Here is a 15365-nt window from a genome sequence, read left to right as displayed (position 1 = left end):
TACCGGGTCCTCCTCAGGAGTTCATCGTCCACTGCGGCCTCCGGGGCCACCGCGCCGGCGCTTCCGCGCCATCACCGCGGCGGCCAGGACGACGAGGACGGGAAGCATGATCGACAACAGCAGCATCATCACTTCGCGGGTGCCCCATGCGTCCCCCCAGTCGAACGGCGAGCCCTGAGCCTGCCGGGCGACCCCGGCCGCGCCCCCTCCCGGGTTGCCGGAACCCGTGCCCGCAGCGTCAGCCCCGGGATTCTGGGAGCCGGTGCCCACGGAATCCGCACCGCTGCCGACAGCACCCGGGCCACCACCCGCGGCAGCGGCTCCGCCACCCACCCCGGCCGCGGCGCCCGCCGCGGCATTCCCTGCAGCCCCTGCAGCTCCTGCCGACGTGGTGGCCGACACGGCCTGGAAGGGGCTCGCCGGAAGTCCGAACAGCGCGGTGCCCGGGCGGTAGGGCACCGCCGAACCAGCTGCCGCTGCTGCGGCAGCGGCTGCGGCAGCGTTCTGGGCGCCGGCGGCCTGCCCTGCGGCTGCTGCAGCAGCAGCCGCAGCAGCAGCGTTGGCGGGCGCCGCATTGGCAGCCGCCGCAGCATTCGGAGCGGCGGCCGAACCGGCCGGCGGAGCAGCGGGGTTGGGCGGCGGAGCGTTGACAGCGGCGTTGGCGGGGTTGGCGGCTCCACCGGCAGCGGCCGCCGGATTGGCCGCGGCCACGGCTCCACCGGCCGCCGACCCGCCCGGAGCGCCCGAAGCACCCGGAACAGCCGGAGCACCGGGAACAGCCGGCCCACCGGGAGCCCCCGCGGTGCCCGGCGGCACCGGATTGCCGGCCGCACCGGGCTGGGCACCCGTACCCGGCGGGGCGGCCGGAGCGGGGCCCTCACCCTCGTACTCGCCCGGGGCCTCCGCGGTGAGCGGCCGGGGGGCCAGCGGGCGCCCGTCCTGACCGACCGCCCCGTCCAGCGCCAGGCCCTCGGCCCGCGCCACAGCGGTGTGCCTGCCCGGCTGCGCCTCGCCCGAGGCGGTGCAGTCCAAGGGTCGGCCCGGCTCCAGCAGGCCGGCGGCGGACTGGCCGACACAGCTGACCTGCCCCACCCCGGGAAGGAGGTCCACCACACTGACCGCGCTGATCGGCGAGTCCCCGGCGGCGTCCACCCGGTACCTCAGTCGGACGTCGCCGCCCACCCGCGCCACCACGGCCCGGCGCCCGGGAAGCACCTCGGAGGAGTCCGGGGAGGAGGAAGGGCCGGTCGGAGGAAGCGGCAGGCCGGTCGCCGGCTCCCCGGCCCCGACCCGGTCGGCGGTACGGACCGCGGCACGACCGGCGGCGCGGGTCACCACACCCGAACCCGTGGGAACTCCCACCCTGGTCAGCGTCATCGCGGCGTCCAGCCCCTGGTAGCCGGCCTCCGCGGTCGCCACGGCCTTGGGAATGCCCTTCGGGGCGTCCGCCTCGGCCCGGACCTCGGTCCGCTGCCGTCCGCTCCGCGCCGGCAGGGTGGCGGAGCACTCGACGACGCCCAGGGCGGGGAGCACCAACGGCTGCTGCCCGCCGCAGGCCACCGCCGCCCCGGAGACCTGGGCGTCCTTCAGGACCGTGACGGTCAGCGGGTACTCCGCCTGGTTCGCCAGCCGGTAGACGCGCAGCAGCTGTTCGCCGGACCGGACCCGGACTCCGGCGGCCGCAGCCCCGTTGGTGCGGACCTCCAGCCGCACGGCGCCCCGGGCCTCCCCGCCCGCCGGGCTGAGCGCCGACGCTCCGGGGGCGTCGGCGAGGACCGCGACCGGCAGGAGCACCGGCAGGGCCGTCGAGAGGGCGAGGAGGGCGACGGCGCGACGGGACGCGCGGTGGAGGGGACGTCTCGACGGCCCGGGGCCGGGCGAGGTGGGCCGACTGATCACCTTGTCATTCTTCGCACCGCGCCCCCGGCCGGACCGGAGCGAGGCGTCGACCCACCGGCGCGGTTGACACGTTCGGCCCAGCGGAAGGCCCACCGGCGAAGGGCGGACGATCCGTCAGGGAATCACGATCACCGGGCGGTTGGCCCTGCGGGCGAGGCGTCCGGACACGGATCCGAAGATCTTGCCGAGCAGGCCGTGCGTGCTGCCGACCACGATCGCGTCGGCGGCGTACTCGCGGCCGACCTCCTCGATCTCGTGGCAGATGTCGCCGCCGCGCTCGACCAGGATCCACGGAACGCCGGCGAGGAAGTCCGCGCAGGCGAGCTCCAGGCCGAGCACCTCGGTCCGGTGGTCGGGGAGGTCGACGAAGACGGGCGGTTCGCAGCCCGCCCAGACGGTGGCGGGCAGGCGGTTGGCCACGTGCACGATCACCAGGCCGCACTGCGAGCGACGGGCCATGCCCACCGCGTAGGCGAGGGCGCGCTCGCTCGACAACGAGCCGTCGAAGCCCACCACCACGCCGTGCTGGAAGGCCGGATCGCAGGAACGGCCGGGTGCCTGCCGGACCGCCGGTTCGCCCGGCGCGCTGGGCAGGCCGGACGTGCTCGGGCGGTCGGCGCCCGGACCGGGGCGGCCCGTCACCGGGGGCTCCGCACCGTCGGCCCGGTGTCCGTCCCGTCGTTGGCGGGAGCCGGAACCGGGGCGGCCGCGGCGCGCGATGTTGCGGAGGGGCCGGGTGAGACCACCGCTCCGGGCGTCCGCATCCGGTTCCACCGGTCGGTAGGACTCAGAACCAGCCATGGCACAAGGCTCTTCGAAGGGGATGGGTCGACAGGAGAGGACAACGCTGCCCGGGCAGCAGGCCCGCCCACGGGACGACGTCGGTCTGCGCCGCGCACCACCGTTTGTGACCTGTTCCTTTCAGAGTACGACGGGCCGGGGACTCAGCCCAGCCACGAGGCCTCGGGACGACGCTCTTCCCGCGAACGGGGGATGCGCCCGCCGTCGGCCGTGCGCCCCCGCCCGCGCGCGGACGCGCCCCTCCGGCGAGAGAGGTTCTCTGGAGCTTGACTGAGCGGGCCGGGCGGCGCAACAGGCCACCGGGACACCGTGACCGGACTGTCATGGATCGACGACGATCCGTTGCCACCCGGTCACCGGACAACGGGCCTCACCCGTCACGGCCGTGCCCCGGCGCCACGGCGCCCGGCATCCGTTCCGGCCATTCCGCACGGGTTCGCGACGGCCTCTGGCATTTGCCAGGTGCATAGGTGAAGCCGCTGGCACCATGCTCGGCATGCCCCTGCTCCTGCTCGACCTCGACAACACGCTGCTCCCCAGGGACGCCGCTTTCCGGGCCTGGGCTCAGGACTTCCTGACCGAACGCGGGCTGCCGCCCGGCGACGTCGACTGGCTCGCCACCATCGACGGCGGCGGCTACGTGCCGCGCAGCACCGTACTGTCCGCCGCCCGGCGCCGCTACGGACTGGACGAGTCGCTCGACCGCCTGCTCGCCCACTACCGGCGCGGCATCAACTCCCACATCCACTGCCCGTCCCGCAACATCGACGCGCTGCGGGCGGCACGGGACGCCGGATGGACGCTCGGGATCGTGAGCAACGGCGGCACCGGGCCGCAGCTGGAGAAGATCCGCCGGACCGGGCTCGGTCCGCTGGTCGACGGCTGGGTGATCTCCGAGGAGGCGGACTGCCTCAAACCGGACCCGATGATCTTCGAGATCGCCGCGCAGCGGTGCGGCATCGCGCCCGTCGGCGACTGGACCGACCACACCTGGATGATCGGCGACCACGCCCCCGCCGACATCGCCGGGGCCGAACTGGCCGGGTTGCGCAGCGTCTGGCTGCACCACGGCCGCCCGTGGGCCGAGCCCGGCTACCGGCCGACGCTGAAGGCGGGCGGCCTGCCGGAGGCCGTCGGGCAGGTGCTGTCGGCCCGCGGTGCGCCGTCCTCGCGGCCGGGGATCCGGGCGGACGGTCCGGTCCGGCGGCGGAGCGCCGGCGATGCGGGCGCCGTGGGCGGCCCCCGCTCGCGGGAACGCGGGCCCCTCGGCGTCCGGGCCGCCTCGGTGCCGGCCGGGACCGTCGTGGCTCCCGGCGGAGGCGTCGCGACGCCGATCGGAGCCGTCGTGGCGGCCGTGGGCGGTTCGGCCGCGGTGAGCAGTGCTGTCGCGGTGAGCGCCCCGGTCCCTGGAGCGGTCACCGCGTTCGGGACCGCCGGACCGGCCAGGGCCACGGTGCCGCCCGGGACCGTCGTGGTGCCGATCGGCCCGTCCCCGGCGGGCCAGGGGGCAGCGCACCAGGGGGCGGCCGGGCCGGAGGCGGCGGGGCCGGGGGCGAGGGCGCAGACCAGCGCGCGGCCCGGCGCGCAGTGCCGGCTGTCCGCCCTGGACGGCGGGCATGCGCCTGTTGCCGCGAACGCCACGGGCGGTGCCCCCCGGAGCCCGGGAGCAGGTTTCACTGTCCGAAACCGGCCCGGCGAGTTTGCCGCCGACGGCGCCGACCGTCCCACGCCCGGGGCCGCCACCGGGTCGGTCGAGCCGCCCGTCGCGTTCCCCCCGCCCGCGCCCGCGCTCCCGCCCGCGGGCGAGCCACCCGCGCGGACGAGGTTCGCGGTGCCGCCCGCCCGGTCGGCCACACCTCCGGCCGCGGCCTTCCCGGGCACCGCCGGAACCGTGGACGGGCCCGCGCACCGCACCGCCCGGACCGGCTAGGGGTTGTCTGACGATTCGCGTCGCATCAGCGCGGCGTCCGGGTGCGCGCATCGCAAGGCGGAGGATGGGGGCACCTCCCGACCGAAGGCTGGGGGCGCGTCGCGGACCCGGGCCGATCCACACGAGATGCGCCCGGGGGCGGCGCCGCGCGCGAGGCGGCTCAGCGCGTCCACCACCGGGTGCGGCCCAGTTCCGTGAAGCCGAGCTTGCGGTAGAGCGGCTCGCCGAGGGCGGTGGCGACCAGGGTGGCCGGACGGGCCGGGTGCGCGGCGGCCAGCGCCGTCCGCAGCACCGCCCGGGCCACTCCGCGCGAGCGCTGGGCGGGGAGGGTGGCGACCCAGTAGACGCCGGTCGCCCGGCCGTCGTCATGGGTCAGGCAGGCGCCGGCGGTCACGCCGTCGACCCGGCCGAGCCAGGCCCGGCAGCCGGGCTCGCCCAGGAGCGACTCGGGCAGGTGGACGCCCCTGGTCCAGGGCCGGCGGGCCGGGATCGGGAAGCCGTCGACCACCGCGCGCTCGGCTTCGGCGAAGGCCTCCGCGTCCAGGACCTCATCCACCGTCAGCACCCTTGCGGAGCCCGCGCCCCCGTTCCCGTCTACGCCCGCGCCCGCCGCCGGCGGTATCGACGGCGCCGGCGGCAGCGGGCCGGGTTCGCGCACCATCACCGCCATCTCGTGCCCGTGGCTGCAGCCCTGGCGGGTCAGGTCCAGGCCGCCGTACGGGTCCTCGACGGTGAGCCGTACGGTGTCCCATGCGGCGAACACGTCCGTCAGTTCCGCTTCCAGCGAACCCGGTTCGCCGTATGGCCTGGTCACCACCACGCGGTGGGCGTCGTCGGGGGTGCGGTCGCAGCGGACCGCGGTGAACCCCGGGCGGACGAGGTGCCGCCAGCCGTGCGCCCGTGCCTGGGCGAGCCAGAAGGCGGCGGCGTTGTCATTGGCCTGTTCGAGCCGGCTGAGGATCTTCACGGCAGGACGGTAGTCTCTACGGCCCGCCCGTGCCGTCCGGCCCCGACACTGGCCGGATGAGGCCTGGGAGGCGCACACTCGGCGGCCGTGCGCCCTCGCGTGCACCGCCGATTTTCGGTCAATCTCGCGCGGCTCCCCCGTCCTTGGGCAAATCCGCAGCCCAGACGCGCCGGCCGGGCGCGCCGGAGCCGGACGTCCCAGGACCCGTCCCGCGACAACCAGCCACCGTTGCACCGGCCCCCTTCCCAGAAGGGTCGACGGGTGCCACGCTTCGTGATCGAATGCATCACGCCAAATTGCCATGTCGACATAGCGTCGGATGGTGAACTTGTCACAACGGCAACGGTCCACCCGATAGATTCGATCTTGGCCAGCAGTGCCGCACCACCACACCACACCACCGAGGGGGCTTGAGCGCCTTGAGCAGGGTGAGCAGGAGCGACGCGGGTCCTGACAGCGGCCAGACCGCGGCCGGTATCGCGGGTCGTTCCGCGAGAGGCGCCGGCACCAAGGCCCCCGCCGCCAACACCCGCACCTCCGGCACCGCCTCGTACCCCTCCTATCCCTCGGCGGCCTCACCGGCCCCCGGCGCCACTTCCGCACCAGCCGCCCCCGGCGGCGCAGGTGTCTCCGGCGCCCCGGGGGCCCCGTCCTTCCCGGCAGCCCCGGAGCACGGTGGACGCACCGTCAGCCGACCCACCGTCAGCCACGGCGCCGGGTACGGCTCCGGACCGGACGGCCGGACCGGGCAGTCGGTTACCGGCCAACCTGGCGGCCATCCCGGCGGACACCCGGGTGGAGTGGAGAACGGGTTCACGACCTTCGCCGCCGCCCCGGCCGCCACGCTCTCCGGCCCGGCGGGCCCGGCGCTGGCCGGCACCGGAGCGGCCGGCGGGCTCCCGGGCGGACCGCTCGGCCTCGGGGCGTCCGGCCACGGCGCGCCCGGACACGGCCCCGGCGGCCACGGCGGAGGCTCCGGCCTCAACGGCTCCTCGGCGCCGGTGATGGCGGCCGCGCCGCGCAAGCTCTCCGGCCGGCGCCGCCGCGAGACCGTCGCCGTCCTGATCTTCGGCGGCGCACCGATCTTCGAGAGCTCGATCCCGCTCTCCGTCTTCGGCGTCGACCGCCAGGACGCCGGGGTGCCGCGCTACCGCCTGCTGGTCTGCGCCGGTGAGGAGGGGCCGCTCGCCACCACCGGCGGCCTCACCCTCTCCGCCCCGTACGGACTGGAGGCGCTCGCCCGCGCCGGCACGATCGTCGTACCGGCCTGGCGCTCGATCTCGCAGCCGCCGCCGGTCGAGGCGATCACGGCGCTCCGCAAGGCGCACCACGAGGGCGCCCGGATCATCGGCCTCTGCACCGGCGCCTTCGTGCTCGCCGCCGCCGGCCTGCTGGACGGCCGTCCGGCGACCACCCACTGGATGTACGCCCCGACCCTGGCCAAGCGCTACCCGCGGGTGCACGTCGACCCCCGCGAGCTCTTCGTCGACGACGGCGACGTGCTGACCTCGGCCGGCACCGCCGCCGGGATCGACCTCTGCCTGCACGTGGTCCGCAGCGACCACGGCGCCGAGGCGGCCAACGCGCTCGCCCGCCGGCTGGTGGTGCCGAGCCGCCGCAGCGGCGGCGGACAGGCCCAGTACATCGATCAGTCTTTACCGGAGGAGATCGGCAACGACCCGCTCGCCGAGGTGGTCACCTGGGCGCTGGAGAACCTCAACCAGCAGTTCGACGTCGAGGTGCTGGCGGCCCGTGCCTACATGAGCCGGCGGACCTTCGACCGGCGGTTCCGCACGCTCACCGGCAGCGCGCCGCTGCAGTGGCTGATCACCCAGCGGGTGCTGCAGGCCCAGCGGCTGCTGGAGACCTCGGAGCTGTCGGTGGACGACGTCGCGCGCCGCTGCGGCTTCCGGTCGCCGGTGGCGCTGCGCGGGCACTTCCGGCGCCAGCTCGGGGTCTCGCCGGCCGCCTACCGGACCAGCTACCGGGCCCGCCGGCCGGGCAGCGCCTCGGCCGGGCAGGTCTCGGCGCAGACCGGCGACCTCCGGCTGACCGGGGCCGTGCCGCAGCCGAGCGGGGCCCCGGCCCCGGCGGGCGGGGTGGTCCCGGGCCAGCACGGCGGGCACGGAGCGGCGACGGTGCCGGGCTTCCCCGGCGGGGCGGGCGGCGGCACGCACCCGGGCCAGCACGGGCAGCCTTCCGGGCAGGGAGTCCACGCCCGGGCCGGGCAGCCGTACCCGCACCAGTCGGCGGGGCACCAACAGCACCCCGGCCAGCCCGGGACCGGGCGCGGCCCGCGGCCGCCGATGGTCCCGGCGCAGCCCGGTCCGAACGCCGGCCGGCCGCCCCGGACGGCGGAGCACGCCGCGGCCGAGGACGGGCACCCGCAGCCGGGTGCCCGCGGCCAGGGTCAGGGTCACCGGACGTCGGCCGACCGGCCGCAGGACGAGGCCCCGTCGACCGGACGGAGCCACGGCGCGGCCGGCGGACGGTTGCCGGCAGCCGCGCCGGCCGGGACGCCCGAGGCCCGGGCGCGGCAGGCCCGGGCCGGCCAGGTCCGCCCGCAGGGCGGCCGGGCCCCCGCGCCGGACGGCGTCCGGGAGCCCCGCGACGCCCGGACGGCACGGGACGGCCGCCCCACGCACCCCGTCCACCCCGGCCGGGAGACCCGGGAAACCCGGGAAACGGACGGTCACACCCAGGACGAACACGGCTCCGAGGCGTGCGCCCCGGCGCCCCGCCCGGCTCCATCGGTGCCCGTGGCGCGTGATCGCGCCGTAGGGTGAGTGGCGTGAATGACCGTTTGGTATGGATCGACTGTGAAATGACAGGCCTCGACCTCGACCGGGACGCCCTGGTCGAGGTCGCGGCGCTGGTGACCGACTCCGAGCTGAACATCCTCGGCGAGGGTGTCGACGTCATCATCCGCCCGCCCGCGGAGGCGGTGGCGAACATGCCGGAGGTGGTGCGGGCCATGCACACCTCCTCCGGGCTGCTCGACGAGCTGGAGCACGGGGTGACGCTCGCCGAGGCGGAGGCGCTGGTCCTCGCGTACGTGCGCGAGCACGTGCCGGAGGCGGGCCGGACGCCGCTCTGCGGGAACTCGGTCGCGACCGACCGCGGCTTCCTGGCCCGGGACATGCCGGCCCTGGAGAGCCACCTGCACTACCGGATCGTGGACGTCTCCTCGATCAAGGAGCTGGCCCGCCGCTGGTACCCGAAGGCGTACTACAACAGCCCGCAGAAGGGCGGCAACCACCGGGCGCTCGCCGACATCCGGGAGAGCATCGACGAACTGCGGTACTACCGCGAGGCGGTGTTCGTCGCCCAGCCCGGCCCGGACACCGACACCGCGCGCGCGATCGCGGAGAAGTACCAGCCGCCGACCGGCTGACCCGGGAACCGTGGAGGTGCCCGCGTCCGGCTGATCGAATCCCTGGCGCGAGCACCCTCCCGGATCCTGTATTGTTCTTCCTGTCGGAACGGGAACGCGAAGAGCGCGAACGGTCCGGACAGATGGTGGGTGTAGCTCAGTTGGTAGAGCACCTGGTTGTGGTCCAGGTGGCCGCGGGTTCGAGTCCCGTCACTCACCCCAGAGTCCTCAGGGGCCGGTCTCGTCAAGAGACCGGCCCCTGAGGCGTTTTCGCGTCCCCTTCTCCCTCCGCCCCTCGCCGTCCCTCTCCGCTCCGCACTTCTCCGCGTTCCGGCGACGCGCGGCGGGGGTGGAAGGGGACGGGGGACGCCTGCGCCGGGCGGGGACCGCGGAGCCGGTCCGACGTGGCCTCCGTCTCACCTTTTTCTCCGTCCGCGGAGCTCCCGCCGGAAGCTACTGGCTAGTAACGTTGCGGCCATGACCACACCTTCGATCGGCCAGCTCCTCGACTCCACCGTGCCGATGGCACGGACCCTCAAGCTGGAGTACCTGGAGACCACCCCCGAGCGTGCCGTGCTCCGGCTGCCCGACCAGCCCGAGTACCACAACCACGTCGGCGGGCCGCACGCCGGCGCGATGTTCACCCTCGCCGAGTCGGCCAGCGGGTGCATCGTGCTGAGCGCCTTCGGCGACCAGCTCTCGCGCGCGGTGCCGCTCGCGGTGAGTGCCGAGATCTCGTACAAGAAGCTCGCCATGGGCGTCGTCACCGCCACCGCCGTCCTCGGCCGGCCGGCTTCCGAGATCGTCGCCGAGCTCGACAAGGGCGAGCGTCCGGAGTTCCCGGTGACCGTCGAGATCACCCGCGCCGACGGGGCCGTGACCGGCGTCATGACCGTGATCTGGACGCTTCGCCCCAACTCCTGAGCCTCCCGGGGGCGCCGGCCGCGGGCCGCACGTGAATCGAGGACGAGCCGACGGCCCGCGGGCACGATGACCGTCCGTGACGGCGACCGTGTCCTCACGGGCCGTCCGCTCGTTCTCGATTCACGTGCGAGCCAAACACGCGAGCAAGGACCTGTCGTCAGAGTCCCGCCGTCCGCCCGAAGGGCGGGCCGGACGCGGCGGGTGGTGGCTCCCCCGGCTGCCGCGGGCGGTCGCTGCCGCCGGGGCGCTCCTCGCGCAGCTCTGGGGGATCGGCGCGCCGGGCGCGTACGCCGCCGGCGCCGAGCCGCTCCCGGACCCGATGAGCCGGACGGCCGTCGGCCGGGCCCTGGCCGACGGGTCCGTGCCGGACGGGCCGTCAGCGGGGCGGACCACCGGAACCCCGGAGGAGGACGCCCGGACCGCGGGCGAAACGACCGGCCGGGCGACAGCCGAGGGCGCGCCCGACCCGGGGCACCCCTCGTCGGCGGAGCCGCCGCAGGACCGGCCCCAGGACCGACCGCACTCCCCCGCGCAGCAGGACGGGCCGGGCGGCGCCACCGCACCGACCACGCCCCCCGGACTCCTCGGGCACCTCGCCGGCGCCACCGCCGTGGTCGTCCCGGCGGCGCAGCTGGACAGCGCGACCACGTCCGTCAGCGGCGCGCTCCAGGACCGGATCAGGGCGGGCGGCCTCCCCCTGCCCGGGCAGCGGGCCGCCGTGCCGGACGCCTTCGCGATCGCCTCCGGGTTGCTGGGCACGGTACCCGCCCAGCCTCGCGCGGGCGGGACGCGCGCCTCGCGGGAGGGGGCGCCCGACGGGCCGTCCACGCTGGCCGGTCCGACCGGCACCGGCCCGCGGGCCACCCGGCCGGACGGGGGGCGGCGAGGGCCGGCCGCCCCGCCGCCGGCCCAGGAGGCACCGGGTCGGCCGGCCCCTGCCACCACCGACCGCACGGGTGCGGGTGGCACCGGCGAGAGCGGTCGGACCGGCGCGGAGCGGCACCGGTCGGCGCGGTCGGAGGGATCCGCCGTCAACGACCCGGCCGCCCCCGTCGTCACGGCCGCGACGACGGCCGCCGTCACCGTCGCGAACGACGCCTCGGGCACCGCCACCGCCGTCCTCGCCCCGATCGCGGCCGGGCTGGCCCTGACCGGAGCCGCGATGTACAAGCACCGGGGACTGCCGAAGGGGCACTGACCCGGGCGTGAGCCGGCCGCGACCGGATGCGGGCCGCGCCGGCCCGCGCGGGCGGCGGGAGTTCACGGCTCCGCAGACGGACCGGGAGGCGGGCGCGGGCCGGGCCGTGCACGGCGGCGGCCCGGCGGTCAGCCGTCCGACGGCCCCGTGGTCAGGGCGAGCAGCGGCAGTTCGCGGCCCGGTATCGACCCCGAGGGCACGGCGCCGACCCGGACGGCGCCCATGGCCGCGTAGAACGGCTCCGCGTTCGGGTCCGCCGCGACGAGGAGCCGGCGGAAGCCCAACTCCTCGGCCTGGTTCAGCAGGTGCTCCATCAACCGGCGGCCGACACCCCGGCCGATCGCGTCCGGTTCGACGAAGAGCATGTCCAACTCGCCCTCCGGCGGAGCCCCGACGAGGGTGACGAAGCCCAGCACCCGGCCGTCGGCCTCGGCGACCGCCGCCCGGTCGGCCTCGATCCGGTCCGGGTCCAGGGTGAGTTCGGCGCGACAGGCCTCCAGGAACTCCGCGTCGTAGCCCCAGTACCCCTTGGACCGCAGTGCCAGGGCGCTGAGCAGCCCCGCCTCGCTCGGTCGGGCCGGTCTGATCCGCATGGCGTCCACCCCTCCGGTCGGTCCCGTCCGGAATCCGGACGGGGTGCCCATTGTCAGCAGTCCGGCCGCCGCCGCCAAGCGGTTTTCCGGCGGCCGGGCGCGGCCGCCGGATCAGCGGAAGACCCCCGGGGGCGGGGCCGGGGAGGGCGCCGCCGTGGCGTCGGTCGCCGGGGTGGCCCCGGCGGCGAAGTCGGCCAGGGCGCGCCCGTGTTCGACCCGGCCGAGGGCGGCGTCGGAGGCCACCTTGCGGGTCAGTTCGGCGAGCGGGAGCGGGGTGTGGGCGGCGGCCAGGACCAGGTTCCCGAACCGCTTGCCGCGCAGCACCGCAGGATCCGCGACCAGGCAGAGCTCGGGGAAGACGGCGCCGAGGGTGGCCACCTGGGAACGGGCGAAGGGCAGCGCCGAGCCGTCGGCGATGTTGACCGCGTACCAGCCGCCGGGCGCCAGGGCGCGGGCGGCCAGGGTGGTGAACTCGACGGTGGTGCAGTGGGCGGGCACCCGCGCGCCGGAGAAGACGTCGGCGATCACCAGGTCGACGGTGCCCTCGGGGGTGCGCTCCAGCACGCTGCGGGCGTCCGCGCCGCGCACCTTGACCTGCCAGCCGCGCTCCAGCGGGAGCTCGGCGCGGACCAGTTCGGTCAGGGCGGTGTCGATCTCGGCGACCTGCTGGCGCGAGCGGGGCCGGGTGGCGGCGACGTAGCGGGCCAGGGTCAGGGCGCCGCCGCCGAGGTGGAGGACGGTGAGCGGACGGCCGGGCGGGGCGGCCAGGTCGATCAGGTGGCCGAGCCGGCGCTGGTACTCGAAGCCCAGGTGGGTCGGGTCGGCGAGATCGACCAGGGACTGCGGCGCGCCGTCGATCAGCAGCGACCAGGCGGCGGGGCGGTCCCGGTCGGGGCGGAGTTCGGCGAGGCCGGAGTCGACGGGACGGGTGAGCGGCCCCTGGGCGTGCGCGCGCCCGCCGGGGCCGGTGGCGGCCGGCCGGCCCTCCGGCTCGGTGCGGCTGCGGTCCGTGCTGCGGCCGGCTCTGCTGCTTCGTCCCATACCGGCCATTATCGCCGCCGCGCGGGGCACCACCGCAGCTCAGCGCCACCGGGACGGCCGGCGGGGGCCGGGGCCGAGGGGGGCGACGGCGCGGCGCGGGCGTGCCGGGGCGGTCGGACGGGACGAGCCGGGGCGGGGCGCTGCCGGGGCGGTCAGAACGGGCCGAGGCCGCCGGCGGTGAGGGTGCAGGCGGCCTCGCAGAGCGCCGAGCGCAGCACCCAGGCGTCGGTGGGGCGGGCGGCGCAGTCGGCGCCGGCCGGCGGCATCACCCAGCGCGGGTCGGTGGGGGGCAGCAGGAGGGCGCCCGCGGTACAGGAACTGCCGGGCAGGTGCCAGGTCGCCGAGGTGCCCGCCGGGACGAGGAAGGCGACGGTGGCCCCGCTGCGACTCTGCAGCACCGCGCCGCAGGCCCGGCGCAGCCGCAGGATGTCGACCGCCTCCAGGCCGTGCCGCAGCGCGACCGTCACGGTGTCGTACGCGGTGGCGACGGTGCCGCCGGGGTCGGCGCCCAGGCGGCGGGACGGTCCGCCGCCGTACGGGGCGCGGCCCGGGCCCCGCTCGTCGGCCGACTCGGGGAGCAGGGCGGGGGCGGCGGCGGCGAGCACCCCTCCGGCGACCAGGCGGTGGTACTGCGGCACTCCGGTGGCCGTCATGGGGCCCTCCTGTCACCTCGTCGGGATGGAAGCCGAGCCGCCCGGGGTGGGGGCGCCGCTGGGGGGCGGCGGGGGCGGCGGGGCCGGGCCACGGCCGGGCTTCCACGTATCAGGACAACGCCGAGGGTGCTCCTCAGGCCACGGGGCGCCTTACAGCAAGGCATGGCATTTCATGGCGGATCCAGGCAACAGTGCCCGCTTTGACCCCAATTGACCACACATCATCCACAAACTCGCTGTGCCCGTCCGGTGACTCCCGGTACTGTCGGTGGCGCCCGGCGACCACCGGGCCCCACCGGACCCACCCGTGGCCGGGCGCCACCGCCGCCCCACCGCCGCCCGAGCCCTCGCACCACCACCCCGCACGACCACGGAGCGCACCATGGCAGCCACCCCACCGGCCAAGCCGAACCGCCCGTCACCCAACACCGTGATGCGCGCCCTGCGCGGCGACCGCTCTCCGGGCGAGTTCGCCATGGCCGTGCGCCGGGCCGCCCGCGAGATCGGCGAGCACGTCTCCTGCGACGCCCGCTACGTCGGCCGGGTCGAGTCCGGCGAGATCCGCTGCCCCAACTACGCGTACGAGCGGGTGTTCCGGCACATGTGGCCGGACCGCTCCCTCACCGACCTCGGCTTCGCCCCCCGGGACGCCGTCCGACGCCGCCCGACGGACGGCGTCGGTGCCGAGGACGGGGCCTGGACGCCACCCCCGCTCCACCCGCCGTTCCCGTCCGTGCCCGCCCCGCGCACACCGCTCTCCATCCGACTCCCGTACGCTGCCTCGCCGTACGCGGAACCGCCCCCACCGGTCGGAGCCCCGGTGCCGAGGTTCGCGGCGGTGCCCGGGAGGCCCGACGAACCGCACCATTCCGACGAGGAGAACGACGACGTGCGTCGCCGTACGTTCCTGGCCGGCGGCCCTGCCGCGCTGGCCACCGCGGCAGGCATCGACCGCCCCGGCACCCCCTTGGCCGCAGTCGCCTTCGTACCCGGCCGCCCGGGTGCCGTTCCGCCGCCCCGCAAGGTCGGCACGGCCGAGGCGCTCGGCGTCGAACAGGCGGTCCGGGAGATCCGGTTGGCGGACGACGCGCACGGCGCCGACGCCCTGTTCGAGCTGGCCGGGCGGTCACTGCGGACGGCCTACCTGCTGCTCGACGCATGCGAGTACTCCACCGAGACCGAGCGGAGGCTCCAGGCCGGAGCCGGCGAACTGGCCGTCTCGGTCGGCTGGTTGGCGCACGACTCGAACCGGCTGGCGGACGCCCGCTCGTTCTACGCGGAGGCGCTCGCGACCGCCCGGATGGCGGGCGACGCCGCGCTGGAGGCGCACGTCTTCTGCAACAGCGCCTTCCTCGCCCGGGACGCCGGCCGCCCCCGCGAGGCCCTGCGGGCCGCCCAGGCCGGGCAGTCCGCGGCCCGTCGGCTCGACTCCGACCGGCTGCGCGCCCTGCTCGCCATGCGCGAGGCCGGCGGCTGGGCCCTGCTGCAGGACCGCGCCGCCTGCGAGCGGGCGGTCTCCCGGGCCTGCCTGCTGTTCGACCGCGGCCCCTCCGAGGCGGACCCGGAGTGGATGTCGTTCTTCGGCGAGGCCGAACTCGCCGGGCTGCGGGCCCAGTGCTGGTCCGCCCTGGGTGACTGGGACCGCGCCAGCGAGCAGGCGGGGCTGGCCATAACGCTCCAGGAACCGCACTTCGTCCGCAACCGGGTGCTGTACACCGCCGAGCTGGCCCACGACCGGCTCGGCCGGGGGGACCTCTCCGGCGCGGCCGAGCACGGGTCGGCCGCCGTCGCGCTGTTCGACGAGGTCCGCTCGGCCCGGATCCGCTCCATGCTGGCGGACACCGCGCAGCGGCTGCGCCCGCACCGGGGCGTGCCGGAGGTGGGGCGGTTCCTGGCCGAGTACGACGTGGCGACTGCGGCCTGACCCGGAGGCGGCCCGACCCGACGGCGGCCTGACCCGACGGCGGCCTGACCCGGAGGCGGCCT

Annotated in this window: 11 protein-coding genes, 1 tRNA gene and 1 pseudogene; 7 read left to right on the top strand and 6 right to left on the bottom strand. The window is 76.6% G+C overall.

The window, feature by feature from the left end:
• Nucleotides 1-21 precede the first annotated feature (21 nt).
• Together AC067J_RS35770 and AC067J_RS35765 are read right to left on the bottom strand one after the other, a co-directional pair.
• Entirely contained in the window at nucleotides 22-1899 is a 1878-nt protein-coding gene (locus AC067J_RS35770) for a hypothetical protein (RefSeq protein ID WP_478306449.1), read from the bottom strand.
• A 114-nt stretch (nucleotides 1900-2013) separates the two neighbouring features.
• Nucleotides 2014-2493, bottom strand: coding sequence for a universal stress protein (locus tag AC067J_RS35765; RefSeq protein ID WP_478306486.1), 480 nt, complete (start codon nucleotides 2491-2493; stop codon nucleotides 2014-2016).
• Between the two features lie 703 nt (nucleotides 2494-3196).
• Here AC067J_RS35765 and AC067J_RS35760 point away from each other — a divergent pair.
• Entirely contained in the window at nucleotides 3197-4630 is a 1434-nt protein-coding gene (locus AC067J_RS35760) for an HAD family hydrolase (protein WP_478306447.1), read from the top strand.
• A 160-nt stretch (nucleotides 4631-4790) separates the two neighbouring features.
• Here the strand turns inward: AC067J_RS35760 and AC067J_RS35755 are convergent, their stop codons facing one another.
• Nucleotides 4791-5597, bottom strand: coding sequence for a GNAT family N-acetyltransferase (locus AC067J_RS35755; protein ID WP_478306445.1), 807 nt, complete (start codon nucleotides 5595-5597; stop codon nucleotides 4791-4793).
• A gap of 1004 nt (nucleotides 5598-6601) precedes the next feature.
• On the opposite strand from AC067J_RS35755, the pseudogene AC067J_RS35750 reads away from it, so the two are divergent.
• The 5 genes and pseudogenes from AC067J_RS35750 to AC067J_RS35730 all read left to right on the top strand — a co-directional run.
• Nucleotides 6602-7607 (top strand): annotated as a pseudogene (locus AC067J_RS35750) (helix-turn-helix domain-containing protein); the annotation flags it as partial.
• A gap of 781 nt (nucleotides 7608-8388) precedes the next feature.
• Nucleotides 8389-8991, top strand: coding sequence for an oligoribonuclease (gene orn, locus AC067J_RS35745; RefSeq protein ID WP_478306444.1), 603 nt, complete (start codon nucleotides 8389-8391; stop codon nucleotides 8989-8991).
• Nucleotides 8992-9116: 125 nt separating this feature from the next.
• A tRNA-His gene (locus AC067J_RS35740) sits at nucleotides 9117-9192 on the top strand.
• A 255-nt stretch (nucleotides 9193-9447) separates the two neighbouring features.
• On the top strand, nucleotides 9448-9894 hold the full coding sequence (locus tag AC067J_RS35735) for a DUF4442 domain-containing protein (RefSeq protein WP_478306443.1): 447 nt from the start codon (nucleotides 9448-9450) through the stop codon (nucleotides 9892-9894).
• A 76-nt stretch (nucleotides 9895-9970) separates the two neighbouring features.
• Nucleotides 9971-11092 (top strand): hypothetical protein, encoded by a 1122-nt coding sequence (locus AC067J_RS35730; protein ID WP_478306441.1) that lies wholly within the window; start codon nucleotides 9971-9973, stop codon nucleotides 11090-11092.
• Between the two features lie 128 nt (nucleotides 11093-11220).
• On the opposite strand, the gene AC067J_RS35725 is transcribed toward AC067J_RS35730, so the two are convergent.
• The 3 genes from AC067J_RS35725 to AC067J_RS35715 all read right to left on the bottom strand — a co-directional run bounded on the left by AC067J_RS35725 (nucleotide 11221) and on the right by AC067J_RS35715 (nucleotide 13379).
• Complete coding sequence (locus AC067J_RS35725; protein WP_478306439.1) at nucleotides 11221-11685, bottom strand: GNAT family N-acetyltransferase; 465 nt, start codon at nucleotides 11683-11685, stop codon at nucleotides 11221-11223.
• A gap of 111 nt (nucleotides 11686-11796) precedes the next feature.
• Entirely contained in the window at nucleotides 11797-12735 is a 939-nt protein-coding gene (locus tag AC067J_RS35720) for a spermidine synthase (protein ID WP_478306438.1), read from the bottom strand.
• Nucleotides 12736-12878: 143 nt separating this feature from the next.
• A complete protein-coding gene (locus AC067J_RS35715; RefSeq protein WP_478306436.1) occupies nucleotides 12879-13379 on the bottom strand; it encodes a hypothetical protein in 501 nt (166 codons plus the stop codon).
• A 382-nt stretch (nucleotides 13380-13761) separates the two neighbouring features.
• Between AC067J_RS35715 and AC067J_RS35710 the strand changes: the two genes are divergently transcribed.
• The gene (locus AC067J_RS35710) at nucleotides 13762-15303 is read left to right on the top strand and encodes a tetratricopeptide repeat protein (protein WP_478306434.1); all 1542 of its coding nucleotides are present in this window, start codon (nucleotides 13762-13764) and stop codon (nucleotides 15301-15303) included.
• The last annotated feature ends 62 nt before the right edge of the window (nucleotides 15304-15365 follow it).

The sequence above is a fragment of the Kitasatospora sp. NPDC042419 genome (assembly GCF_056437345.1).
The sequence above is the reverse complement of the archived record's forward strand: the minus strand, read 5'-3'. Positions and strand labels throughout refer to the sequence as shown.

Bases quoted from the DNA above. Each gene is read 5' to 3' on its own strand.
- AC067J_RS35760 (WP_478306447.1), top strand. From the start codon at position 3,197: ATGCCCCTGCTCCTGCTCGACCTCGACAACACGCTGCTCCCCAGGGAC.
- AC067J_RS35735 (WP_478306443.1), top strand. From the start codon at position 9,448: ATGACCACACCTTCGATCGGCCAGCTCCTCGACTCCACCGTGCCGATG.
- AC067J_RS35725 (WP_478306439.1), bottom strand. From the start codon at position 11,685: ATGCGGATCAGACCGGCCCGACCGAGCGAGGCGGGGCTGCTCAGCGCC.
- AC067J_RS35720 (WP_478306438.1), bottom strand. From the start codon at position 12,735: ATGGCCGGTATGGGACGAAGCAGCAGAGCCGGCCGCAGCACGGACCGC.
- AC067J_RS35715 (WP_478306436.1), bottom strand. From the start codon at position 13,379: ATGACGGCCACCGGAGTGCCGCAGTACCACCGCCTGGTCGCCGGAGGG.
- AC067J_RS35710 (WP_478306434.1), top strand. From the start codon at position 13,762: ATGGCAGCCACCCCACCGGCCAAGCCGAACCGCCCGTCACCCAACACC.